The sequence below is a fragment of the Pseudarthrobacter sp. 01T43 genome (genome assembly GCF_056398665.1).
In genome coordinates this window covers 16682-38960 of record NZ_JBFTPV010000006.1, presented here as the reverse complement: position 1 = coordinate 38960, position 22279 = coordinate 16682, and the positions used below count along the sequence as shown (strand labels likewise).

25 protein-coding genes, 1 other RNA gene and 1 pseudogene are annotated in these 22279 nt (G+C 61.5%); 8 read left to right on the top strand and 19 right to left on the bottom strand.

Features of this window, described 5'->3' with window-relative positions; all coding sequences use genetic code 11:
- Window positions 1–5: 5 nt before the first annotated feature.
- From AC1DIM_RS07980 to AC1DIM_RS07965, 4 genes are all read left to right on the top strand, one after another.
- Window positions 6–404, top strand: coding sequence for a fluoride efflux transporter FluC (locus AC1DIM_RS07980; RefSeq protein WP_477709962.1), 399 nt, complete (start codon window positions 6–8; stop codon window positions 402–404).
- Window positions 405–447: 43 nt separating this feature from the next.
- Entirely contained in the window at window positions 448–864 is a 417-nt protein-coding gene (locus AC1DIM_RS07975; RefSeq protein ID WP_477709961.1) for a fluoride efflux transporter FluC, read from the top strand.
- A gap of 63 nt (window positions 865–927) precedes the next feature.
- Entirely contained in the window at window positions 928–1296 is a 369-nt protein-coding gene (locus AC1DIM_RS07970) for a hypothetical protein (RefSeq protein WP_477709960.1), read from the top strand.
- Window positions 1297–1377: 81 nt separating this feature from the next.
- Complete coding sequence (locus AC1DIM_RS07965) at window positions 1378–1512, top strand: hypothetical protein (RefSeq protein WP_477709959.1); 135 nt, start codon at window positions 1378–1380, stop codon at window positions 1510–1512.
- Between the two features lie 3 nt (window positions 1513–1515).
- Here the strand turns inward: AC1DIM_RS07965 and AC1DIM_RS07960 are convergent, their stop codons facing one another.
- The 14 genes and pseudogenes from AC1DIM_RS07960 to AC1DIM_RS07895 all read right to left on the bottom strand — a co-directional run.
- A complete protein-coding gene (locus AC1DIM_RS07960) occupies window positions 1516–2496 on the bottom strand; it encodes a S1C family serine protease (RefSeq protein ID WP_477709958.1) in 981 nt (326 codons plus the stop codon).
- 247 nt (window positions 2497–2743) lie between these two features.
- Window positions 2744–3115, bottom strand: a transfer-messenger RNA (tmRNA) gene (ssrA, locus tag AC1DIM_RS07955).
- Window positions 3116–3214: 99 nt separating this feature from the next.
- On the bottom strand, window positions 3215–3685 hold the full coding sequence (gene smpB, locus AC1DIM_RS07950) for an SsrA-binding protein SmpB (protein WP_190989669.1): 471 nt from the start codon (window positions 3683–3685) through the stop codon (window positions 3215–3217).
- An 87-nt stretch (window positions 3686–3772) separates the two neighbouring features.
- Complete coding sequence (locus AC1DIM_RS07945) at window positions 3773–5215, bottom strand: peptidoglycan DD-metalloendopeptidase family protein (RefSeq protein ID WP_477709957.1); 1443 nt, start codon at window positions 5213–5215, stop codon at window positions 3773–3775.
- A 27-nt stretch (window positions 5216–5242) separates the two neighbouring features.
- Window positions 5243–6157: a permease-like cell division protein FtsX gene (ftsX, locus tag AC1DIM_RS07940; protein WP_477709956.1), complete on the bottom strand. Its 915-nt coding sequence runs from the start codon at window positions 6155–6157 to the stop codon at window positions 5243–5245.
- Window positions 6154–6945: a cell division ATP-binding protein FtsE gene (gene ftsE / locus AC1DIM_RS07935; RefSeq protein ID WP_477709955.1), complete on the bottom strand. Its 792-nt coding sequence runs from the start codon at window positions 6943–6945 to the stop codon at window positions 6154–6156. The genes ftsX and ftsE overlap by 4 nt, the downstream gene beginning before the upstream one ends.
- A gap of 190 nt (window positions 6946–7135) precedes the next feature.
- On the bottom strand, window positions 7136–8251 hold the full coding sequence (gene prfB, locus AC1DIM_RS07930) for a peptide chain release factor 2 (RefSeq protein WP_477709954.1): 1116 nt from the start codon (window positions 8249–8251) through the stop codon (window positions 7136–7138).
- A gap of 94 nt (window positions 8252–8345) precedes the next feature.
- Window positions 8346–8759 (bottom strand): pilus assembly protein TadG-related protein, encoded by a 414-nt coding sequence (locus AC1DIM_RS07925; RefSeq protein ID WP_477710135.1) that lies wholly within the window; start codon window positions 8757–8759, stop codon window positions 8346–8348.
- Window positions 8760–8847: 88 nt separating this feature from the next.
- Entirely contained in the window at window positions 8848–9414 is a 567-nt protein-coding gene (locus AC1DIM_RS07920) for a TadE/TadG family type IV pilus assembly protein (RefSeq protein WP_477709953.1), read from the bottom strand.
- The gene (locus AC1DIM_RS07915; RefSeq protein ID WP_477709952.1) at window positions 9395–9826 is read right to left on the bottom strand and encodes a TadE/TadG family type IV pilus assembly protein; all 432 of its coding nucleotides are present in this window, start codon (window positions 9824–9826) and stop codon (window positions 9395–9397) included. Before AC1DIM_RS07915 ends, AC1DIM_RS07920 begins: the two co-directional genes overlap by 20 nt.
- Before the next feature lie 3 nt (window positions 9827–9829).
- Window positions 9830–10012, bottom strand: a complete 183-nt coding sequence (locus AC1DIM_RS07910; RefSeq protein WP_477710134.1) for a hypothetical protein — start codon at window positions 10010–10012, stop codon at window positions 9830–9832.
- A 219-nt stretch (window positions 10013–10231) separates the two neighbouring features.
- Window positions 10232–11173 (bottom strand): type II secretion system F family protein, encoded by a 942-nt coding sequence (locus tag AC1DIM_RS07905; RefSeq protein WP_477709951.1) that lies wholly within the window; start codon window positions 11171–11173, stop codon window positions 10232–10234.
- Window positions 11170–12024 carry a type II secretion system F family protein gene (locus AC1DIM_RS07900; protein ID WP_477709950.1) on the bottom strand — a complete coding sequence of 285 codons (855 nt, stop codon included), beginning with the start codon at window positions 12022–12024 and terminating at the stop codon, window positions 11170–11172. The genes AC1DIM_RS07905 and AC1DIM_RS07900 overlap by 4 nt, the downstream gene beginning before the upstream one ends.
- Window positions 12024–12374 (bottom strand): annotated as a pseudogene (locus tag AC1DIM_RS07895) (CpaF family protein); the annotation flags it as partial. The pseudogene AC1DIM_RS07895 and the gene AC1DIM_RS07900, both read right to left, overlap by 1 nt.
- A gap of 517 nt (window positions 12375–12891) precedes the next feature.
- On the opposite strand from AC1DIM_RS07895, the gene AC1DIM_RS07890 reads away from it, so the two are divergent.
- From AC1DIM_RS07890 to AC1DIM_RS07880, 3 genes are all read left to right on the top strand, one after another.
- Complete coding sequence (locus AC1DIM_RS07890) at window positions 12892–13587, top strand: hypothetical protein (protein WP_477709949.1); 696 nt, start codon at window positions 12892–12894, stop codon at window positions 13585–13587.
- A gap of 607 nt (window positions 13588–14194) precedes the next feature.
- Entirely contained in the window at window positions 14195–14569 is a 375-nt protein-coding gene (locus AC1DIM_RS07885) for a hypothetical protein (RefSeq protein ID WP_477709948.1), read from the top strand.
- 79 nt (window positions 14570–14648) lie between these two features.
- The gene (locus AC1DIM_RS07880) at window positions 14649–15602 is read left to right on the top strand and encodes a DUF4393 domain-containing protein (protein ID WP_477709947.1); all 954 of its coding nucleotides are present in this window, start codon (window positions 14649–14651) and stop codon (window positions 15600–15602) included.
- A 480-nt stretch (window positions 15603–16082) separates the two neighbouring features.
- Here the strand turns inward: AC1DIM_RS07880 and AC1DIM_RS07875 are convergent, their stop codons facing one another.
- From AC1DIM_RS07875 to AC1DIM_RS07855, 5 genes are all read right to left on the bottom strand, one after another.
- Complete coding sequence (locus AC1DIM_RS07875; protein ID WP_477709946.1) at window positions 16083–16559, bottom strand: hypothetical protein; 477 nt, start codon at window positions 16557–16559, stop codon at window positions 16083–16085.
- A 287-nt stretch (window positions 16560–16846) separates the two neighbouring features.
- The gene (locus AC1DIM_RS07870; protein ID WP_477709945.1) at window positions 16847–17098 is read right to left on the bottom strand and encodes a helix-turn-helix domain-containing protein; all 252 of its coding nucleotides are present in this window, start codon (window positions 17096–17098) and stop codon (window positions 16847–16849) included.
- 1068 nt (window positions 17099–18166) lie between these two features.
- Window positions 18167–19303 (bottom strand): hypothetical protein, encoded by a 1137-nt coding sequence (locus AC1DIM_RS07865; RefSeq protein WP_477709944.1) that lies wholly within the window; start codon window positions 19301–19303, stop codon window positions 18167–18169.
- A 137-nt stretch (window positions 19304–19440) separates the two neighbouring features.
- A complete protein-coding gene (locus tag AC1DIM_RS07860) occupies window positions 19441–20244 on the bottom strand; it encodes a hypothetical protein (protein ID WP_477709943.1) in 804 nt (267 codons plus the stop codon).
- 89 nt (window positions 20245–20333) lie between these two features.
- Window positions 20334–21116 (bottom strand): DUF6308 family protein, encoded by a 783-nt coding sequence (locus tag AC1DIM_RS07855; RefSeq protein ID WP_477709942.1) that lies wholly within the window; start codon window positions 21114–21116, stop codon window positions 20334–20336.
- 272 nt (window positions 21117–21388) lie between these two features.
- Here AC1DIM_RS07855 and AC1DIM_RS07850 point away from each other — a divergent pair, with 272 nt between their 5' ends.
- On the top strand, window positions 21389–22246 hold the full coding sequence (locus AC1DIM_RS07850; RefSeq protein WP_477710133.1) for an exonuclease domain-containing protein: 858 nt from the start codon (window positions 21389–21391) through the stop codon (window positions 22244–22246).
- The last annotated feature ends 33 nt before the right edge of the window (window positions 22247–22279 follow it).

The window sequence follows — 22279 nt, the reverse complement described above, 5'->3', positions numbered from 1 at the left end:
CCGGAATGCCTGACTGGCGTGCCTGGCTGGCCGTGGCCGCCGGAGGGCTTGCCGGGACGGAGCTCCGGTACGGGCTGGGACTCGCGTTTCCGGACACCGCCGGGGCACTACCGTGGACCACGCTGGGCATCAACGTGGCCGGGAGCTTTGTGCTGGCCGCCCTCACCACCCTGTGGATCGCACGCCCGCACACGGCATTCTGGCTCCGTGCCGGCCTGGGCCCGGGACTGCTTGGATCCTTCACCACCTTCTCGGCAGTCGTCTTCTCGATTGACCAGCTGGCGCGGGCCGGCGAACATCCGGTGTGGCTGGTTTATCTGGGACTTTCGCTGCTGCTTGGCCTTGGCGCTGCAGCCGCCGGCTGGCGGACAGGGCGGCTCATGGTTGACCGGGTGGCTTCGTGAGGGGCGCTGTACTGAGCGCCTTGGAGACGGGCGCAGTCCGGTGATGGGCGCAGTCTTGGTCGGAGTATTCGGTGTGGCGGGCACCCTGCTGCGTTTCGCCGTCGACAGCTGGTTCGCCCACCGCACCCAGCGGCACGGCAGCAGCAGGGCCGGCCACCGTACGGGCGCTTCCGCCGGCACGCCCCGGCACTGGCCCTGGGCAACGCTGGTAGTTAATGTCGCTGGCTGCCTCGTCATTGGGCTGTCCATCGGAATCACCGGACGGCTCGGCCTGGCACCCGAGTGGCAGACCGCCGTCGCCGCGGGTTTTGCCGGCGGGCTGACCACGTTCAGTTCCTGGACGACAGCGACGGTGCGGCTCCTGAGTGAGGCGCGGTTCGGTGCCGCGGCCCTGAACGTGGGCGCCAACCTGGCCGCCGGCTTTGCCGCTGCGGCAATCGGCATAGGCATCGCGTCGTAGCGCCCCCCGGGGTCCGTTGGTGGGCGGGGCCGGGTTTGGTCCCGTCCCGTATCGTTGACTCTGATGATTAGCAGACGCGACGCGGCAATTGCCCTTGATGTACCGATGGAAATGGCCCAGCGCCACGGCATTCCCAAACGCCTCTCCGAGGCAGAGCTGGGCGAAATCCTGGACAACCCGCCGGCGTGGCTGGTGCAGTCCCGGGCCAACCGCACCGGCAAGCGCCCGGTATGGGTCCATCTGGAATGCGCCGTCTGCGGCTACGAGGAAGCGGCCCGGCCCAAGAAGTGGTGGCCGGAATTCACCTATGTGGTTTGCGAACATCACCGCAAGGACGAGGTGCCGAGGCTTCAAGAAGGCTTCATCCGGAGCGAATTCGACGGCGTCGGGACCCGCTTTGTGGGCATTGCGGACGTTCCCGCCCCGGCCTGACTCCGGGCATTACATTCGGGGCCGAAAAGGCGTAACTTACGAAGTGGGACGCAGCCCGTCCCCTCTCGTAAGGAGCACGCAATGCCGGACAAAGCACCACACCAGCTGAACAAGAAGCCAGTCAAAACCATCAAGGAAAAACGCGCGGAGAAGAAGGCCAAGAACCCGATCGAAGGCGCTCAGGATCCCGTGGCACACCTGAAGAAACGCCGGTAGCAGCTAACCGTTTGCTGCCATCTCTTCCGGTACGGCCACCAGGTCCAGCTCTTTGCCGTCCCTCAGCATCCTGACCGGCAGCGGCTGGCCGATTGCGTCGGCGAACAGCAGCTTCTGCAGGCTTTCGGCATTGCTGACGGGGCGGCTTCCGGCTGTCAGGATGAAGTCACCCGCCCGCAGTCCGGCCCGGTCCGCGGGCGATCCGGCCAGCACTTCCACAATCCTGAGTCCGTCGCGCTGTCCGGTCCTGATCACCGCGCTGGCGCTGAGCCTGCTGGGAGTGCTGACAACGCCCAGGTAGGCCCGCCTGACGCGGCCGTCCTTCAGCAGCGCCGAGATGATCCGCCGTGTGGTGGCGTTGATGGGTACGGCCAGGCCCAGCCCGGCGCCGGCCACTGCGGTATTGATGCCCACGATCCGGCCGTGCGAGTCGGCCAGGGCCCCGCCTGAGCTTCCGGGGTTGAGCGCCGCGTCGGTCTGGATGACGTCCTCGATCACCCTCCTGTTTCCGCCCTGCCACACGGGAATGGCCCGGCCGAGGCCGCTGACCACGCCTGCGGTGACTGAGCCCGCCAGTCCGAGGGGGTTTCCGACGGCGATGACCAGTTGGCCCACCCGCAGGGTTTCGGCCTCGCCGAACTGTGCCGGGGCCACTTTCGGGGCACGCCCGCGGACCACCGCAAGGTCGGACAGCGGATCCGCGCCCACCAGCTCAAGATCGGTCCGGCTGCCGTCGGCAAAGGCGGCGTGGCCGTGGATAGTTCCTGCCACCACGTGTGAATTCGTGAGCAGATAGCCGTCCTCGGTGAAAAGCACCGCAGACCCGGCGCCCACGTGGAACCTGCCGTTCCTGCGGTTCCCGGACATTTCGATGGCCGCGACATGCGGCGTGACGGTCTCAGCCACGCGCATGACTGTTTCCGAATACGAATCCAGCTCACCGCCGTCGTACTCTTCTGGATGGGGTTCCCGGGCCGGTTCCATGGCGCACCTCCTGGCTGCCTTTGTCGACTCCGGCCGCCGGATTTGGGTGCCGCCGGATTCTCTTTGCGACAACCACGCGGGGGCTGCGGGTAGTCCCGAGCCCACTACGCCGTCGGTGAACAGAAACGCACGACGGCGGCGGCTGGCGGGGTGGCGCGCAGCGCAGGGGCTGATACGAAAGACTTTTAACGCCAAAAGACCCGGACACAAGGTCCGGGTCTTTTGGCAATGTCTTGCGACATTCAAAATGTGGAGATGGGGGGAATTGAACCCCCGTCCGATGTCGTGTTGTCAGGGCTTCTCCGGGCGCAGTTTGCGTCGGACTTTCTCGGCCCCGGCCACGCTGCAAACAGCTGGCCGATCCGGGCCCAGTCATCTAAGAGTCCCGCTCACCCCGATGACGGGGGTAAGCAGCAGTGGCTATCTAAATGACGCCAGGATCCGGGGCAATAGCAACCTCGGGCTGACGGACTGTCTTACTGCTTAGGCAGCAAGAGCGAAGTCAGTGCGATCGTTAGATTTGGCACTTATTGTTTTGCAGACAGCGTTTACGAGATAATTCTGCATCCTCGGCCCGCTTCACCTGTCGCGACTAACATCGTCGAAACCGATCATCCCCGTATTTTGTTATCAAACCGGCTGAGCGGTGCACACCAACCCTGCCGGACTACCTATCATAACGCATCACCGGCGGAAAACATTCCAGCCTGGTTGGCCCCTACCGGCGGTTGCGTTCCCGCATCACGCGCTGCGCTTCACGGTTGTCCTGCTGTTCCCGGAGGGTCTGCCGCTTGTCGTATTCGCGCTTACCGCGGGCGACGCCGATTTCCACCTTGGCCCGGCCGTCCACGAAGTACAGCTGCAGCGGAACGATGGTGAAACCGGATTCCCTGACCTTGTGGGAGATCTTGATGAGCTCCTCCCGGTGGAGCAGGAGTTTTCGGCGGCGCCGGGCTGCGTGGTTGGTCCAGCTGCCCTGGTTGTACTCAGGGATGTGGATTCCCTCCATCCACAACTCGTCGTTGTAGAAGGTGCAGAACCCGTCCACCATGGACGCATGGCCTTCACGCAGGGACTTTACTTCGGTGCCCATCAGGGCAATGCCGGCCTCATAGGTGTCGAGCACAAGGTAGTCATGCCGGGCCTTGCGGTTGGTGGCCACCACTTTACGGCCACTTTCTTTGGGCACGGTGGAACTCCTCAGTTCTTGGATCCTGGTTGGCTCCGGCCGGTCCGGCGCGGAGTCATACCAGTGTACGGCAGGCGCGGACCGGCGTTACAGCAGCCGCATCGGGTCGACGGCAACGCCGTTGAGCCAGGTTTCAAAGTGGGCGTGGCAGCCCGTCGAGTTACCGGTGCTGCCCGAGTAGGCGATGAGCTGACCCTGGGATACCTGCTGGCCGTTGGAAACGACGATGCTGCTGTTGTGGTAATAAATCGTGGTCAGCGAGTTGCCCTGAACCACCCCGTGGGAGATCTTCACCCGCCAGCCGCCGCCGTCCGCGGAGTTCCAGCCCGACGAGAAGACTTCACCGGCCGCCGCAGCGTAAACAGGGGTGCCGCAGGCGGCGCCGAAGTCGATGCCCGTGTGGACATAGCCGCCCTGGCCATAGAAGTCGATGGTACCTGGCGGAGTTGAGCGCCAGCCGAAGCCGGAGGTGATGGGCACGTCGCCCGCGAACGGGTGCCGCAAGCCAAAGGCCGACGGCGATCCGGTCACCGGCGCGTACGGTACCTGCGGGGGCGGCGCCTGTCCCTGCGCAGCGGCCTTCGCAGCGGCAGCCGCGGCTGCCGCTTCGGCGATCCGGCGCTGCTCTGCTTCCCAGGCTTCGCGGAGCCTGCGGTCGCGGTCGGCGATCTCGCCGGCCACGGCATTCTGGCTGGCAGACACTGCCGCTATTTGGCTTTGGATGCCGGGTTTTGCGGCCTGCAGCTCGGCGTCGAGCCGCGTGGTGTCGGCGATCAACTGATCAACCTGCGTTTTCTTCGCCTCCGCCTCGTCGCGGGCCGCCTTTTCCCGTTCGAGGGCGGCGTCCGCCTTGGCCTTGAGGTCCTTGATTTCCGCTTCCACCGCTTCGAGCCTGGCCTGGGAGTTCACGTTGGTGGCGCTCTGCTGGGAGAGCTTGTCCATGGCGGCGTTCTGGCTGCGCATGGCCTGGTCCGCGAGGTCCATGGTCTGGGTGAGGCTGCCGCCGTTGTTTGCACCGAAAAACAGGCTCAGGTTCGAGGGCACGCCGCCGGACTTGTAGGCCTGGGTGGCAATCTGGCCGATCAGCTTCTTAGTGTCGGAGATCTTCTGCTTATCGGCCTCAAGCTGCTGGGTGATTTTGGCCTTATTCTGCTGCGCAAGGTCAACCCGTGCGGTCAGGGCCTCGACTTCCTTGACGGCACCGGCCACGCGTCCCTGGGCCTCCAAGAGCGCCTGCTGGGCTCCGGGCAACTGCCCCTGGTAGATCACCAGGTCACCGGCTGCCTTCGCGATGCGGGAATCCACGAACTCCAGCGACTGCTGCACACGGGCCGCCTCGGCTTCGAGGGCGGCGCGCTTGTCGTCCAGCTCGTCGGCGTACGCCGCGGGGGCTGACGCGCCCAGGCTCGCAGCGAGGATAAGGACCATGACGCCGCTGATCAGGCCGGTGCGGCGGCGTGCCGGTGCCAGGCGTGGGTTTGCCGGGCGTTCGGCCCGGTGGCGGGGCGCAGTTCGGTGCAATACGTTCATGAGGATTCCTTGGTCGGTTTGCACAGCCTAAACCTTCAAGTATCTGCGCAAGGTCAAGAGAGACGAAATTCCTGCTAAAGATCCGCCAAGGATCAGCAAGGCCGGCGCAAGGATGAGCGTCTGCCCGGGCGAGATGAACGCCGTGTCCGGATACTGCTTGGAGAGGTACTCGCCGAGGAAGAAGTGCGCTACGGCCCACAGCGTCCCTGACGCAAGGGCCGCTCCGATGACGGCAGCGATCACGCCCTCGAGGATGAAGGGAAGCTGGATCACCATCTTGGATGCGCCCACCAGGCGCATGATTCCGGTTTCGCGGCGCCGGCTGAAGGCCGAGAGTCGGATGGTGGTGGCGATCAGGAGGATGGCGCAGACGATCATGACACCGGCGATGCTGACAGCCACGAGCGATGCCGCGTTCATGGCCGAGAACAGCCGCTCCAGCAGCTGGCGCTGGTCAATGACTGTTTCGACGCCCGGCTGCGAGGAGAACGTCTCGCTGATGATCTGGTACTTTTCCGGATCCTTCATGTTGATCCGGAAGGAAGCGGGCAGCTGGTCCGGCGTCACTGAATCGACGATCGGAGAGTTGGAGAACTGGTCCTTGAAGTGCTTGTACGCCTCGTCCTTGGACTCGAACTGAAAGTCGTTGACGTACTGGGCCACGGCGGGTGATTCCAGCAGGGTCTGCAGGTTGTCCTGCTGCTCCTTGGTGACCGGCCCTGTGGCGCAACCGGCCGCCGTCGAACCGTCACTGCAGAGGAAGATGGCCACCTGGACTTTGTCGTACCAGTAGCCCTTCATCTGGTTGATTTGAAGCTGCAGCATGCCGGCGGCACCCACGAACGTCAGGGAGACGAAGGTGACCAGGATGACTGAGACCACCATGGAGACGTTGCGGCGCAGGCCGCTGCCGATCTCTCCGAGGATGAACGCGAGCCTCATCGCTGCCCCTCCCCTGCGCCGGGCTGGCGGTCCCCCGAAGTAGGCGGTTCCTCGTCCCGGCCGCTGGCGTCCCGCAGCCGGCGTGACTGGCCCACCACCGGAATCATGGAAGTGTACAGTGCCTTGGCTTCGTCGCGGATCACGACGCCGTTTTTGAGCTCCACCACGCGTTTGCGCATCTCATTGACGATGTCGTCGTCGTGGGTGGCCATGACCACAGTGGTGCCGTTCTGGTTGATCTTGTCCAGAACGCCCATGATGCCCATCGACGTGGTGGGATCCAGGTTGCCAGTGGGTTCGTCGGCGAGGAGGATGCCGGGGCGGTTGACCACGGCGCGGGCAATGGCCACACGCTGCTGCTCACCACCGGAAAGCTCGTGCGGAAGGCGGTTTTCCTTGCCTTCCAGGCCCACGGTCTTGAGGACTTCGGGCACAGTGTCCCGAATGACACTGCGGCTCTTGCCGATGACCTGCATGGCGAAGGCAACGTTGGCGAACACGTTCTTCTGCGGGAGAAGACGGAAGTCCTGGAACACCACACCGATTCCGCGGCGCAGCCTGGGCACGCGCCAGCTGGAGATCTTGGCGACGTTCTGGCCGGCCACGTAAACGGCGCCCGACGAGGCCCGGTCCTCCTTGAGGACCAGGCGAAGGAACGTGGACTTTCCGGATCCGGAAGCGCCCACGAGGAAGGCGAATTCACCACGGTCTATCTCAAGGCTGACATCGTCCAGCGCAGGCCGGGCCGTCTGGTCGTAGACCTTGGTGACATTATCGAATCGGATCATGGCCCTAATTACCCTGCAGGGCACCGCTGATGCAGCCCAGATCTGCAGCCGGTGCGCGGGCATTCGTTTGGGGGAATGGGAGGCCCCGGCCCCTTGACTATACGCAGTCTTTTTGCCGGATTTCGGGGGTTTCAGGGGTGTGTCGCGGGATGGCAGTGACGGGCCTGCCAGCGCCGACCGCCGGGTGGTGCTACTTCTCTGCGTTGCGGTTGTCGGTCCGCCAGCGGATCCCGGCGTCGATGAAGTCGTCAATCTCGCCGTCGAACACTGCAGACGTGTTGCCGACTTCGTGTTCAGTGCGGAGGTCCTTGACCATTTGGTACGGGTTCAGGACGTAGGAGCGCATCTGGTCGCCCCAGGAAGCCTTGACGTCGCCGGCGAAGGCCTTCTTCTCGGCGTCCTCCTGCTCCTTCTTCAGCAGAAGCAGGCGGGACTGCAGCACGCGCATGGCGGCGGCCCGGTTCTGGAGCTGCGACTTTTCGTTCTGCATCGACACCACGGTGCCGGTGGGGATGTGCGTGAGGCGCACGGCGGAGTCAGTGGTGTTCACGGATTGCCCGCCGGGGCCCGAGGAGCGGAACACGTCCACGCGGATCTCGTTGTCCGGGATATCGATGGAGTCCGTGGACTCGATCAGCGGGATGACCTCGACGGCGGCGAAGGACGTTTGGCGGCGGCCCTGGTTGTCGAAGGGGCTGATCCGCACCAGCCGGTGCGTTCCGGCCTCAACGCTCAGGGTGCCGAACGCGTAGGGTGCTTTGACTTCGAAAGTTGCGGATTTGAGGCCCGCCTCTTCGGCGTAGGAGGTGTCCATCACGGTGGTGGGGTACCCGTGGCGTTCAGCCCAGCGAAGGTACATGCGCATCAGCATTTCGGCGAAGTCGGCGGCATCCACGCCGCCCGCCCCGGCCCGGATGGACACGACGGCTTCACGTTCGTCGTACTCGCCGGAAAGCAGTGTCACCACTTCCAGGTCCTTCAAGGATTTCCGGATCGACTCAAGTTCAGCGGCCGCCTCGCCCATGGAGTCGGCGTCGTTCTCGTCCTGGCCGAGTTCCACCAGGACTTCCAAATCGTCAATCCGCGACACCAGCTTGTTCAGCCGTTCCAGCTCGGACTGCCTGTGCGAGAGCCTGGAGGTGATCTTTTGGGCCGCTGCGGGGTCGTCCCACAGGTCCGGTTCGCCCGCGCGTTCGCTCAGTTCGGCGATGTCTTCCTTCAGGGCCTCGACATCGCTGACGCGCTCGATGGAGTTGTACGTGGCGCGAAGGGCGCGGATTTCTGCGGAAAAATCAATATTGGCCATGGTTGTTTAAGCCTACGCTATGCGGCCAGGGCCCGGGCTCCCGGCGTGGGCGGCGGTTACGGGTCGGGCTCCCGGTGCGGCGGAAGGCCTCCGGTCAGCGCGTGAGCCGGGAACGGGCCGTGGATGCTGCCTCGATTCGGATCCCGTCAGGTACCAGGAAGTTGACCACGGGTGGGTGGACCACCGAGCTGAGAACCACGACGGCGGTGGAACCGTCGGGGCTGCCGGTCCCTTGCGTAACGTCGAGGCCGTCGAACCGGGCGGACGCCGGGCTCCGGGCCACGAAGTCTGCGGCCACGGTCCGGACACGCTCGGAACCGAGGACGGCGGACGGGCTTCCCGTTTCCCCCGTGACCTCCCCCAGGGTGTAGCTGTCGGCGGCGGCGAGCGAGGCGCCGTCGGCAAGGGACAGCAGCCGCTTGTGTTCGAGGTAGACGCTGGAGATGCCGATGACCACGGTAACCACGAGCAGTGCCAGCAGGGCATAGCCGATGATCATGACGATCATCTGCCCGTCTTCTGCTGACTGGTCAGGGCTCGCCGTCTGGTCGCCCATGGGAGCGGTTGCGACGGTGGGATGCCGGTTCATGCTGCAGTCACCTGAACCTGCCGACCAACTGAGTGGATGATGCCTCAACTTCACTGGCCTGCAGCCTGAAGTCGTCGTTGAAGGGAATGAAAGGCAGCGGCACGGTGAGGTTCACGGTGACGGTGACGGCCGTTCCGGCGACCCCGCAGTCAGCGGGATCGCAGCGGGTGGAGACTTGGGCGGCGCCGGCGTCATGGCCGAAGTCCGCGAGGGCGATGAGAACTGCCTGCTCGGCGGCGGCCCGTCCGGATTCTGCATCCGGCTGGGCAACGAATACTTTCGCCGCCTGGTCTGCCGCGCCCACCACAGCGAATGAACCACCCTGGATCTGAGCCACGGTGATGATGAAGTACACGAGGGGAACCATCAGGAGCAGCGCCAGGAACGTGAACTCGACGACGGCGCTCCCCTGTTCCCGGCGTCCCGGCTCCAGGTGTTGTATTTCCCCGCGCCGCCTGCAGAGGGCCTCACTGAGCCTGTTCTTGAGGCATGCCCGAAGCCTGCGACCAGAGATGTTGCGGGCGGACCGGACATCGACGCTGGCAGGGAGTTCGTCAGGGCTGGATGGCAGCATGGCCCTTCACCTCCAGAAGGTCCCGCGGGCCGATGAGCCCGATGACGGGCATGGGCGCCCTGATGGTGACTTCGAGCGTGCGCAGACCCTGGAACGTCACTTCGGCAGTGCTGATGTCCCGCGCGAACTCGGCGTTCAACGCAGTCCCGATCAGGACCGCTGCCCGCTCTTCTGCATCTGAGGCGCCGCGGTCCGCGAGTGTTCCGTAGTGTGCGCCTGAGGCGGCCGCATCAATGAGGGTATTGCGGACGTGCAGGACCAACGTGAGTTGGATGATGGCCAGGAAGAACATGGTGAGCAGCCCGCCCACCAGCACAAAGTCCACCACCGCGGACCCCAGTTCCGCCCTGCGCCAGTCCTCGCCTGCGCCGGAAGGGCGCCGACTGGAACCGTGCCGGTCAGCGTCGGCCATGCCCTAGTTTCCGATCTTGTCCATGGCCTGGTTGAACATCGCCTCGAGAGCCGGGCCGGCAAGGGCGAGCAATGCCGCCACGAGGACGGCTGACATCAGGGTGATCATCACCCAACCGGGCACATCGCCACGTTCCGGGTGGTCAGCCAGGTCCGGGCGCTCCGAGGCGTTTCGGTGGTCCGTCACGTCCGGGCGGCCGGAGGCCGGGACGCCGGCCTTTGCCTGACGGCGGCCTCTTCCTGATGCAGAACTGCCGGCCCATGCCCAGAAGCCCGCCAGCAAAGTAAGGAGCAGCACGCTGCTCGAGATTCCCAGTTTTTTCATTTCGGTCCCATTCAGTAAGTAATGCAGTGGTCGGGAGGGTAGACGTCGTTTGGGTTTCTGACAGTTGAGTGCAGGTCATGATTACAATCCGAGGCTGATGGCAGCGATGCCGGGGAACACCGCGAACACCACAGTTAAGGGAAGGACTCCGAAGACGAGGGGCACCATCATGGCGATTTCTTTCTTGCCCGCCGACTCCATCAGGTCCCGTTTTGCCGTGTCCCGGACATCCTGCGCCTGGGCCCTCAGAACATCTGCCAGGGGTGTTCCGCGCTCGACTGCGACGATGATGCCGTCCACAAATCGGACGAGCGGTCCAAGGTTTGTCCGGGCGGAAAACTCCTGCAGTGCTTCCACCAGAGGTTTCCCTGCCCTCGTTTCGGCAAGGATTTTTGAAAATTCCTTGGCCAGTTCGCCGTTAGCGCTGCGGCATACCCGATCGAGTGCTCCGGTGGCGCTTTCGCCGGCGCCCACGGCAAGGGCCATCAGTTCTGCGAGGCTGGGAAACTCAGCCATCATCCGGGCCTCGCGCTTGCTGATCTGCACACCCAGCCAGAAGTCGCGGAAGAGGAAGCCGCCGAGTGCGCTTCCCAGCACGGCCAACACTGCGAGGAACGCAGCGAAGCGGCCGGCCACGGCGCTCAGAACCACTATGGCCAGCGCAGTGACAAATCCGGCGGCCGCCCAGAGCAGCTGCTCAGCGCGGAAATCTACGGGCGATTTGTTCAATCCGGCCTGCGCCAGCCGGCGGGTCAGCGCCTTCGAGCCAAGGTTCAGCCTGCCGAGGGCGGTGAGGCCGTCGTGAAACAAGGGACGCACAATCCGTTCCAGCGGACCGAAGGGCGTGGCATTTTGTCCGCTGGCGCGCAGCAGACGGGATTCCAGGTTCTGCGACTTCAACTGCGGTTCAATGCGCTCGACGAAGGTGAGCGGACGCATGAAGGGCAACCTGACGAACAACAGCCACAGGCCGACGCCCAGGACGATGCCGCAGATAATTGCGGCTGCCGAGATGCCATTCATCGGAGCACCCGCTGGTCCTGGGGGAGGGCGCCGATGCGCAGCATGATGGAGTAGCAGATGAGGGAGACCACCAGACCGCCCAGGAGGACCCCTGCGCCCATCGGCGTGTTGTACGCGTTCACGGCCTCGGGGCGGGTGGCCAGGAGCAGCATCACTATCCAGGGCGCGGCAACTGCCAGCCGGGCGGCGTTGACTGTCCAGGACTGCCGGGCCTCCAGCTCGCTGCGCGTGCGGGCGTTCTCGCGCAGGAATTCGGCCAGCGTGCCAAGGAGCTTACCCAGGTCCGAGCCACCCACCTCGCGGGTCAGCCGGAGCGCCTCGATGATACGGTCCGCCACGGGATCTGCCAGGCGGTCCTTGAGCTTGTTAAGAGAGGCATCAAACTGGCCCCCGGCCCGGTAATCAGCTCCAAAGTCGCGGAACACGTGCCGGAGCTCTGCGGGCCCCTTCTCCGCCAACTGGATCAGGGCCTCCGGCAGGGAAAGTCCGGCGCGGATGGCGGACCGTAGGTGATCGACCACGTCCGGCCAGAGCTGGCGCAACACGGCAGTCCTTTTGCTGGCCCGCCAGCGCACAATGCTGACGGGCAGCCATGCGCCGAACAGCCCGAAGCAGACGGACATGGGCCAAGACCCGGAGATGACAAAGAACACCAGTGCCACAAATACGCCCAAACCCAGACAGGAGGCGACGAGTCCTGCGGCCGTGACCTTCTCGATGCCGGCGGCGGCGAGCAGGTCCTCGATGCGGCTGACCCTGGGACTGCGCTTCCCCGCGGACGGCTTTTCCCAAAACGACCACCAGATGAGGAACAGGCCGGTCCCGGCAAGTACCCCGAACAGCGGCGCCATCAGCGCGGCTCCAGCAGCGCCGCGACGTCGTACCCTGCGCGCGCAAATTTCTCGGCCGCCGGCATGGAGTTGGCACGCGGCTGAAGCTGGCCTTCCGCCATCGCGAAGACCATAGACGACTCGATGATGCCGTTTTCCACCCGACGGCCCAGGGAGAGGATCTCAGTGACCTGCCGGCGGCCGTTGGCGTGACGGCTACAGTGGACCACCAGGTCGATGCATGATGCCACCGTGGGGACGACGAAGGCCGAGGAGATGTTCTCGCCGGCCAGCAACGGCAGCGTGCAGATCTTCGTCACGGCGTCGTGGGCCGAATTTGCGTGGACGGTACACATCCCGGGGAGCCCGGATATCGCTCAGGCACAGTACATCTCTTCCAGCGTCCTTACCTGACGTAGACCGAAAAACGCACTAACCGCGGCGTCGAGGGTTTGTGCCCCAACATCACTGAAAAATTGATGCCTATCCTGGCCGGGCGAGACTCCTCCGGCTCCGGCATGGAGTTGTCCGCGGCTGCAGCTGGCCGTTTGTCATCGCGAAGACCATTTACGACTCGATGATGCCGTTCTCCCCCGTCGGCCGAGAGACAGGATCTCGGTGACCTGCCGCCGTCCGTTGGCCTGCCTGCTGCAGCGGACTACCAGGTCGGTGCAGGACAGGACGCCACCGTGGGCACGACGAAGGCGGAAGCCCTCTACGTTATGTCACTAACGTCGCCACGCCTCGACAACTCGTCGACCCGCATCTTTGAGACGTCTCGATTCGCCCGAAAGAATTATTTTGCCCTCAGTCTCGTTCTTGAAGGTGGCATACTCTGTGAACGAGAACTATATGCATTAGACGCCGCACATCAAGGAGTGGATGGGTTTGCCGCAAGAAGTCCCCGAATCATTCAGGGAACCCCTCGAACTACTAGGGAAATTTACTCCTGAGCAGACCGAGCGAGCCTTGACGGACCTAGCGAGTCAGCCCTACATCCGGACCCGCATGTCAGTTCGTGACGCCCTCTTCCGGGCCTTTCCAGATCGGAAACTGCGTCCAGCGCTGCGAGAGCTTTCAGCCATGCTGATGGCCTTCGCCCGTGTGAGTTACACGCAAGGGGACGAGGCACAGGAAACCTTCGAGAACCTTTCGGCTGGAACAAATCTTAACCTTACTGATGATCAACGTACGGACGTGAGGGACCGACTACTCGCGTTCGTGGCAATACCCGGACTTGTTTTGGCAGCAAGAGCAGCACACATGGAACGAAACCATGAGCGGCTCCTGACGAGCTCAAGCATTGAGACAGACCTGCGGCCCCTCATGGACGACGACGGAAAGACTGCCTTGGTCATTCCTTGGCACACATTGAACCTGAGATATACGTCTGGTCAGTTCGACGAAGATCAGTCAGAGTCAATCGTTCTAGACCACGAGGATTTGGTTTCCTTGCAGAAACAGATAGAAGCGGCTCTGGATACACAACTCCGCGTTCAGAGTGACATGGAAACCCGCAATATACGCGTGTGGGATCCATATACATCAAAGGCTCAGACGCAGTTGCCAGAAGAAAAGAGCTAAACAATGTCGATAAGTTTTGATCGAGTTGCATCTAGCCGTCGGAGCGACTCCCGCGTCGATGACTTCCTAGAGGACCTTCCGCACTTTAAGGAAGAACGCGCGGAAGCTCTAGCCGAACTGATGCTCTCCAACTTCCAGGCCGACGAGAAAAGTTCCCCGGAACCTCACACCGAGTGGGCACGTTATGAGTCTCTTTGGTGGCTAAATGGGACACAAACGACGAGTACCAGGTGGCAGAATTCAGTCGTTCTCGATTTCAAAAAGAGCGATTTTCGAGAAGGCTTGAAAATGTGGGAAAAGCTTGACCGCAACTACACCCCGGACCAAGTCCAAGGGGAACACGTGGCTACTCGGCCTCGTGAAGAACGTCCGACGGATGAGAAGCCTTATACGGACCAAGCCGTTCGAGTCGTGAGCCTTGGGAAGATGCACGCGGTGATGTGGACGGGCTTAGTTCTTTTTGCTCTGATCTGGGGTGTCGCAGCCGGGGCCGCATTTTTTGCTGGGGCCGGTGTGACTCCGTCCGTTGCAACTTTTGGAGTCTTAGGCACCGTGGCTCTGGCTGCGACCCTATTTGTCGTCAGCGTTCAGGATGCACTCCACAGACATGGCAGGTGACGACCCGGACAAGATTCTCAAAACGCTGCCGCGTATTCTTAAATTCGCTCTCAATGCCGAAAAAGACACACTAGCAGGGCGCATAAACTTGGTCAGCCTTGTGTTCGTATTTGTCTTGACGGCCGCTTTGAATGCTGGACCTAAGCTAATCGACCAGATCGCACAGGCGTTAATAACTCTAAATAGTGGGGGGAAAGAACTACCAAAGCCGCCCGATTTTGACTACGGACTACTTTGGATGTGGCTGCTTTTCATGGTGATTTGCATGACCTTTACCTTTTTCAGTGAACGCGCCCTTCAAGCCGCAGTCCGTACCTCGTCCGCAGGCAGTAACGACGACCAACCCGGCGCGCCCACTTCATAAGCCGTGAAAGTAGTCCTCCCTAATCAGGCCGACCGTCTGGCGTGAAGTTGGCAAGAGCGGATGCGACTACGCTGTGGAAATGACTGGGGAACAGATAATTGGGGCAGCAGGTATCGTCGCGGGACGCATCGTCCAAGAAGCCGTGAAGGACATTCGGGAAGCGGATCAGACGATCCGGAAAGAGCTAGTGGCGGCGGCCAGGGATACTGAACCCTTCAGACAAGGTGCTCACATTCGCGCTAGGCGCATTGCGGTGAAGGAAGCTTTCTTCTTACAGGTATTTCGGCCCATCCGAAAAATGCTTGGACTCAGCGCCGAGTACTTCGAGTACGGCTTCGAAGAGGATATGAGATCCCGGGTAGAAGCAATTCCTGAGGAACACAGGGTTGCACCGAAGCCATCAATTGCTGCACCGGCCATGCTGGGACTTGCGTTCAGCGTGGATGAGCCCGAACTGAAGAAGCTGTACTTGGATTTGCTCGCGTCCGCCTCCGATGATCGGCTCAGTAAGGGCGTACACCCGGCCTTCGTTGAAGTCATTCGTCAACTTACTGCTGAAGAAATTCCGGTGCTGGCCTACCCCTTGGGAACCAACATGGTCATGCCAGTGGCCCGCATCGTTGGGAAGACGGAAGGGGGAGCAGAAATCAAGCTCCTCACGCACTTAATGGAACTTGTAACCTCCTGTCCTGGGCTCGACACCGCTCCTGCACTCCTCCCAACGTACGTTGACAATTGGATTCGCCTTGGGCTTGTGGAAGTCATCTACAGCGGTGAGCGACTGGCACGTGCTGGAGCGTATGAATGGGTAGACACGCGGCCTGAGCTTCAGCATCTTCGAGAAAACCACGGCGATCCAGCAATCCGCAGCGTTGAAGCGGTTATGGGAGTTTTGAAGCCCACATCCTTCGGTGTCGCATTTGCTAATGCTGTCGGCATGGAGAAGTCCGACGCGCTTTTGGATTACCTCAGCCTACAAGTGCGGGCGTACTCGGAGGCAGTGGATGCGCCTGGCGGCTCAATGACTAACTAACACGAACGCAGGGGCATCCCGTCCCTTTAGACGGGCGCTGGCGGTGTCACTGGCGAAGGGAGATGACCAAACCTGCCCACTATAGTTCCGAGGGGTCATGTCGGCAAACCTCTGGTCCCCGGTGACGTTAGCGCCGCGTCGTTATGCCCTCTCGTTCGTCGAGGCCTTTACTGAACGCTGGCTTGGCTTATTGCAGCACTTGTCGGCCTGTGCGCTGGCGGGCTGGTAGCGGGCCTTCTGAACTTCCCGCGCCCATCCTGGCAGCGCTTCTCTTGGCACAAAAACCGGCTCTGCGTCAGTGCGCCACCATACAGATCTGCCCGTTGTCGATATGTTAAGTCACTCCCAAGCGCGTCTAGTGCGGCTTTCATAACGATCACATGTGCCGTACCCTCCACCTGCCGACCGGCAAGGGCGGAAAGTTGTAACTCCTAGCTACATGACCATGGCGACGGGCACAGCTAACCAGAACGGGACGGTCTATTTAGAAACACCGCCGTGCCAAGAACAGGCGCCACGCTTGCCGCCGGATTGAGACATGGTGCCGTCTTTGCACATCGTCGAGTAGCCCGAACCAGACGAGCCGGTGCCCGAATAGCCTGAGCCGGACCCTGCGTAGGTAGCGCTGGGGGCGGACTCGGATAGTGATAGGCCAGCGGCCTGTAAGCGACGCTGGTACTCCGGATAATGCTCCATCATCGAGTCAGCAATGGCTTCCATGTCCGCATCACTGTGGACGTAAGCATCCGGGTAACACGATAGAGCAAAGACCAGCCACATGGACCTGGCGAGGGATTCCTTGCCGGACTTCGACAGGCGACTTACGTCGCCGATTGTGAAATACCCGCCCCCTCCCGTCTGCATGTCTTTGCAGACATCGTCGCTCAGCCGGTCGTAGTCGACTCTGCTCAAGGCCAGGCCGTACGTTCTGTAGTCAGCCCTGACGGTTTCGAACATCAGGTCGTCCAGGACGCTGAAGCTGGTCTTCTTGGCCGGCGGAGGCGCTGCGACGCGGGAAGGGGTTGTAGCTTTGGGCGTGGCGGTCGCGACATATCCCGAAATCGCGGGAGTCGTTGAGGCTGTTGTGGCGTCTGGGCTACTCGCCCCAGGCTGGGCGCTGCACCCGGACAAAACAAAGGCCGCTGCCAAAGCGACCGTCAGGCTACGCCTCACGTGATCCCCCAAAGTTGATTCAGTACGCGAAACGTACCAGAACCAAAGGGAAGGACCAATACACTAACCCCCTAAATATCAGACGGTTCATCTGGCACTTCCCCGGCGGCTATGCGTTCAGCAGTCACCCGGTAGGCATGCGCGATGTAGTCTTCGAGATCCTGTGTTGCTACGCGCCACATCCCACGACCACCAATCTGCAGCCCACGCAGGTCACCCGTCTTCAACAACATCCGAACAGTGGGCAGACCAACAGCCAGCTCTTCGGCTACCTGCTCAGTCGTCAAGAACCTCGGTCGCTTCGGCGCAGCATCATCAGTCACTTAGCAACCATAACCGCGAGCAACTTGGGGAGTTTACTCAGTACCGTCAGCGGTTGGGCGCCAAGGGACAATTGGAGCTCCGGATTCTTTGCCGAAGCTGCCAATCTCTAGGAGAGTTTCCACTCAAGGATCGACGATGAGCCGGTGTACCTGACCTTCGTCATCTGGGTTGTGGCTTGGCCCTGAATGATGACCCAGCCCCGGACACAATCTCCCCACGCCAGCTGCTCTTGAGACGGGTAGGCAGGTTGCGCACCTTCGTGTTGCCAGGTGCCCGAAGCTGACGTGTATCTCCGGTTCTCAGCATCCAGAAGCGCCCACGGCTGGTTGCTGACAATCGGTGCTTCGGCTGCAGCAGACGGCGGCGTTGCCGGCGTACAAACCTGCACGTCGATTGCTTCCTGGTTAGGGTCCTGAGGCTCAACATTTTTCCGATGCTCAAAAACGATGACAGACGAGCCATTTTTTGAGGTCTGCGCTTCGCCCAAAGCGGCGGGAGATGTTCGTGGCGTGGGTGCTGGCGGAGTGGCCGTTACTGTTACGGCTGGCTGCGTCACAGTCACCGTGACAGTGGGCGAAGCACTGCTCTCGCCGGCAGCACTGCACCCCGCCAAGGCTACGGCCGTGACCGCAAGGACGATAAGGTTCCTTTTCAAAGCTGTTCCCCAAAGAACTGTCGGCCTATGGACGGCCGAATAAGTAGTCGTACGAATTTAGCAGGGCCGCCCTAGGAGCGGACTAACGTCGCGGCCATGGCGAAATCGGATGCGGAGGCGACCGAGAAGATAATGTACGACAAGAGCTGATACCGCAGCCGGACTCCTAGCCGATACAGTGGTGGTTTGTTTTCCTTCGACATGAAGTGCATTGCCGGTGTTGCAACCCCCTTCATAAGCACACTCTAGGTACCTGAATCCTCAGATCTGCGGATAGGACGATATTCTGTCCGCAGGCTACGGGTGCCAGAGGAACCCGGTCATAACGAGCTGTTAGCCTCACCTGTTTTACCAAGTCGCGCATCGTGTAAACGGATGAGGCTGAGGGAACGTGACGAGGACGCGTGCCGCCTCAGCTCGGGCCGCCGCCATCCCGCTTTTTGCGCCTCCGGATTACACGGAAGCACAGAAACGCAACAACCGGTCCGGTCACCAGCATGAAGAGCCCTGTCCCGACACCGCTTTGGCCAAAAGCGTTGAAAGCACCAAAAAACATCAGTATGCCGAAACCTACGCCGAGCCAAAGCCACGGCACTTTTCGTGCCCCAGTCTCGCGGGAGACAACACGATGCTGCTGTGCGATTGAACCGTTTAGGCTGGCGGCCTGTGCCTTGGTCGCGGGCTTCGGCCTACTCTCCGGCTGGAAGGCTGGTGGTACCTGATAGTCCTCCTCCCATTCCGCTAGCGTTGGGGCATGGTGCGGCGAGGAGGCGAGCCAGGCGTCGTCTACCTCTGTCGCCTTCGCCACTTGGAGCGTGAGTTCGGCTGCGAGCGCTGAACCCGTGATCTTGGCTATGCACACAGGTATCCAGCCCATCGTTTCCGCGTGATCTATCACCGGCAGCACATGAGCTGAGCTCACAGTCGAAAGTTCGCCGACTCTGGCGCCATCGAGGCGCACTTCTACATAGGGCTTTTCTGTTCCGTTTTTAAGCGTCCTAAGGCCTTTGTGCAGAGAGACGTATAACAGTCCCCGCCCCTTAGGGGGCACGTGGTCGAATAGGACATCGAAATGATCGGCCTCCTTGGTGACCTGAATTGCGCTACCCCAAGGCAGAAGTGTGTGTTCCCCTTGCGGCGGATTGTTTACGGGAAGGAAGAGGTCCTGTTCTGGCATCGCCAGCGAAATTCGGGCGCGAAACTTCATGCCCTGCCCGTTCCAATCATCGTTGGAAGCCCAAATCCTTGATTCGACCGCAGCAACCCTGCCGCTGGCACAGATACGGCGAACGGGCTGCTTGTAAGTCAGCGCATCCTCCCGGCTGAGGTAACCGACGACCATGTTATTGAAACGAACGCTAATGGCATTGGGGTCGAAGGGGTTGTCTGGTTCTGGAACGAGGGAGAGTATCACTCCCTCTCGTTCGATATCACGCCCTGCGCTAGGTCGTTGCCCGAGTGCCGCTACAATCGCTTCCTCCCGAGCGAATTCCCCTTCAACTTCAGTGTTACGCCATAAGTCCCGTCCAAGATCAACGGCAAAATTCATTTCTCCCCCATCCGCAGCGATTGAGTCGAATCGCCGAGTTGTCCCTGTCCAGGCGTCCGACGCCGTTGAGTTGATACTAACCACATGCGGGGAAATCCCTGTTGTTGCCCGTGCGGGATCCGGTGAGCCTCGGCGAATTAGAGGCCAGATACCAAGCGGGAGTGCCAAGCGAAGTTCGCTGATGTGGCCTTGTTGAATGCAAGACAGAACCTTCCCGAAAGCGCCTCAACAGCGTTCTTCACTGTCCGCGTCTCTGGACGTTTGCCCGGGCGCACTCGGCCCCCTCCGTCGACGACAAGATAACCCCATTCGAAAAGGGCATCGCAGCCCAGATTGCAGATAAGCATGGCGGCGGCCCTGTAGTCCCTGCGCTCGTCCTCAGTGCATTTGCTTCGCGTTTTGATGTGACCGGCAATAAGCAGCCGGGTGGGAAGAAGTTCGCCGCAGATGGAGCACTCCGCAGTCAATCGCCCTCGCAGGAGGTGTTTCCGCAATTCAGTTTGTTCGGCACGGATAGTTTTAAGGCTGAGTACGTCAGTCTCGTCCCCGCCCCAGGAATCCGCCGGACGGCCCATCAGCCCATTGTCAAATACGGGCGGACTGACGTTCAGCTCGGCCAGGAGCGTCAGACCGTCCGTTTCCGATAGGGGCGAGAGGTACTTCCTCGCCGGCTCACCGTTAACGTTAAGGGGCCCCTTCTGTCCCAGCGTGATCAGGTCGCTTACTCGTTCAAAAGGCAGGCTCAATCCCGTAGCGATTGGCTCGACCCTTACCAGCCAACCGTCGTCGCCCTCGCCTTCCTGTGCCTTGTATTCCTCCGGTCGCGGGAAGTCTTGCCACTCCTCGACGACCGTGCTGACAGCCTTCAGATGGCCCTGGTGGTGATGAAAGACAATGTCGCCGAGCCGCAGGTCTTTGATAAGCCGACGAGATTCCTTCAATGGCTTCCCTTCGGCACGGGGACACGTCCACAGGGTGCGCCGGGCAATGGCCTCGGGGTAGTTGCTCGTCTGAGTTGCCCACCAGTACCTCACTTGACTGCCCCGTCTAGGACGGCCAAGGCATTGGTTGAGCCGCTCTTCTCGATGGAACCAGAGATCGCAGTCCCAGAGCCATTGCCGCCGCCATCTCTGGGGCTATTCCTTGTGGCCCATTCCAAGTCGGTCGCGTGCATCCACAAAATAACGTCTAGAACCCTGAGAAGGGACGGGTCCTGTCCTATCTCCGCGTTCTCTTTGATCTGTTGCAAGCGCTCGGGAAGCCGGCTGCTGTCAGTCAAGGCCATGTACCACTGGCGCCAGTAGTCTCCCTTGCGCCCGACCAAGTCCCCCACGCGCTCGTCGGTGATAGGGATGAGGTTCGGGCGTTTCCTGGCCATGATCTTGCTGGCGGTTGTGGGTCCGATGCCCCATTTGTACGACGCATTGCGCTTGGGCGACGGCTTGCTTGTGAGTAAATCCCACAGCTCTTGGGCTGGGCCTTCCGGTCCCAGGTACTTCTGATACTCGTCCGACGATAGATCCGCCAAATGCCTGTCATACGGTATCTGTTCCAAGAGCGCCTCCACGTCGGGCTTGCAGTCGCCAAGCAACCCGATGGCGGCTTCGGGTGGAACATTTACATACAAGAACGACACGGCCAGGAAGTCGTCTGCGGTCAGTTCGTTCCGAATCTCAGAGCGGTCTCCGCCCCCGTCCCAATGATCAAAATGGCTTCCAGAACGGGGCAGCCCGTACTTGGCTTCGCCTGAGTAGTAGCGAGCCACCAACTCGATGCAGGCGTCGGTGTCGTCAAGAATGGGATGCAGGTTCATATCTTCTCGAGTCCTTCTACGTACGAGCTCCATCTAAAGTTCTTGCCCAATAGATCACGCCACCGCCGCGAACCGCCCCAGACACGCTCGCGGCTCACACGTTGAAGGGTTAGCTTCAGGACATTTTTCGACACTGGATAAGGCCAATGCACGCACATAGTGCGGAACCGATCGTTGGTGGACTCCGATAGCTCGCGGCAGGAGCGGCCCATCCGTCGTTGACGGTACAGCCCGATATGCTTCAGGGCGGAGAGGCGAAGTAATTGAACGACATGACGTTGAATTTCACAGCAATAGACGTGGAGACAGCCAACTATAGCCGTGCATCGATCTGCTCAGTTGGCATGTGCAAAGTGCGAGACGGCCAGATAGTGCTCAGCACATCTTGGCTCGTTGACCCGCCCGGAGGACAAACCTTTGAGAGGAGCAACATCAGCAAGCACGGGATCACCGCTGCCGATCTGGAGGAAGCTCGTTCATGGGTTGACTCCTTGAGTGCCATCCTGGAGTTTGCCGATGGGGACGACTTCGCGCACCACAGCATGTTCGACAGGCAGGCCATCGAGCAGGCCTGCGTACTCAGCGGCCTTAAAGTTCCCGCACTGACTTCGATTGACACCCAGGCACTGGCCGAAGCCCTTCTGCCCATTGAAAGGTTCACCCTCAAGGACGTGGCGAGAAGCCTTGCGCTGCCTCCGTTCAAGCACCACAACGCGGAAGAGGACGCGGTGACTTGCGCGCGAGTCCTCATTGAATTGGCACGGTCGCATAGAGGCCTGGACGACCTATTTTCATCCACGCCAATTGCTAAGGCGGGCGCCCCCGGATCCGTCCGTTCACGTGCTCGCACCTCCGCCGAGCTGCATTCGTGGATAAAACAAAAAATCGACGATAACCCCTACTCAGAGGACAACCACAATGCCTGGCTGGACCTTGTTCTGGCACACCCAGACGGGCGTGCCGCCGAGGGAACGCCCTGCATCGAGTGCGGCTCGCCCATAGATAAGAAGACGAACTACAAGTTCAAGGACCGACACTGCTGTGTGGCCTGTTCGGAAAAGCTTAAGAAGCGTGCCAAAAAATACGCCGCCTCCGTTGCCCCCGCTTTGACCCAGGAAAGCGGGCATTAGACCCCCCGGCGCTCCCGCCGTCTACTGTAGGTC

Coding starts and splice junctions, on each gene's coding strand:
- AC1DIM_RS07980 (WP_477709962.1), top strand. CDS start 6: ATGCCTGACTGGCGTGCCTGGCTGGCCGTGGCCGCCGGAGGGCTTGCC.
- AC1DIM_RS07975 (WP_477709961.1), top strand. CDS start 448: ATGGGCGCAGTCTTGGTCGGAGTATTCGGTGTGGCGGGCACCCTGCTG.
- AC1DIM_RS07970 (WP_477709960.1), top strand. CDS start 928: ATGATTAGCAGACGCGACGCGGCAATTGCCCTTGATGTACCGATGGAA.
- AC1DIM_RS07965 (WP_477709959.1), top strand. CDS start 1,378: ATGCCGGACAAAGCACCACACCAGCTGAACAAGAAGCCAGTCAAAACC.
- AC1DIM_RS07960 (WP_477709958.1), bottom strand. CDS start 2,496: ATGGAACCGGCCCGGGAACCCCATCCAGAAGAGTACGACGGCGGTGAG.
- AC1DIM_RS07945 (WP_477709957.1), bottom strand. CDS start 5,215: ATGAACGTATTGCACCGAACTGCGCCCCGCCACCGGGCCGAACGCCCG.
- ftsX (WP_477709956.1), bottom strand. CDS start 6,157: ATGAGGCTCGCGTTCATCCTCGGAGAGATCGGCAGCGGCCTGCGCCGC.
- ftsE (WP_477709955.1), bottom strand. CDS start 6,945: ATGATCCGATTCGATAATGTCACCAAGGTCTACGACCAGACGGCCCGG.
- prfB (WP_477709954.1), bottom strand. CDS start 8,251: ATGGCCAATATTGATTTTTCCGCAGAAATCCGCGCCCTTCGCGCCACG.
- AC1DIM_RS07925 (WP_477710135.1), bottom strand. CDS start 8,759: ATGATCGTCATGATCATCGGCTATGCCCTGCTGGCACTGCTCGTGGTT.
- AC1DIM_RS07920 (WP_477709953.1), bottom strand. CDS start 9,414: ATGCTGCCATCCAGCCCTGACGAACTCCCTGCCAGCGTCGATGTCCGG.
- AC1DIM_RS07915 (WP_477709952.1), bottom strand. CDS start 9,826: ATGGCCGACGCTGACCGGCACGGTTCCAGTCGGCGCCCTTCCGGCGCA.
- AC1DIM_RS07905 (WP_477709951.1), bottom strand. CDS start 11,173: ATGAATGGCATCTCGGCAGCCGCAATTATCTGCGGCATCGTCCTGGGC.
- AC1DIM_RS07900 (WP_477709950.1), bottom strand. CDS start 12,024: ATGGCGCCGCTGTTCGGGGTACTTGCCGGGACCGGCCTGTTCCTCATC.
- AC1DIM_RS07885 (WP_477709948.1), top strand. CDS start 14,195: ATGGCAGGTGACGACCCGGACAAGATTCTCAAAACGCTGCCGCGTATT.
- AC1DIM_RS07880 (WP_477709947.1), top strand. CDS start 14,649: ATGACTGGGGAACAGATAATTGGGGCAGCAGGTATCGTCGCGGGACGC.
- AC1DIM_RS07875 (WP_477709946.1), bottom strand. CDS start 16,559: ATGTTCGAAACCGTCAGGGCTGACTACAGAACGTACGGCCTGGCCTTG.
- AC1DIM_RS07865 (WP_477709944.1), bottom strand. CDS start 19,303: ATGAATTTTGCCGTTGATCTTGGACGGGACTTATGGCGTAACACTGAA.
- AC1DIM_RS07855 (WP_477709942.1), bottom strand. CDS start 21,116: ATGAACCTGCATCCCATTCTTGACGACACCGACGCCTGCATCGAGTTG.
- AC1DIM_RS07850 (WP_477710133.1), top strand. CDS start 21,389: ATGACGTTGAATTTCACAGCAATAGACGTGGAGACAGCCAACTATAGC.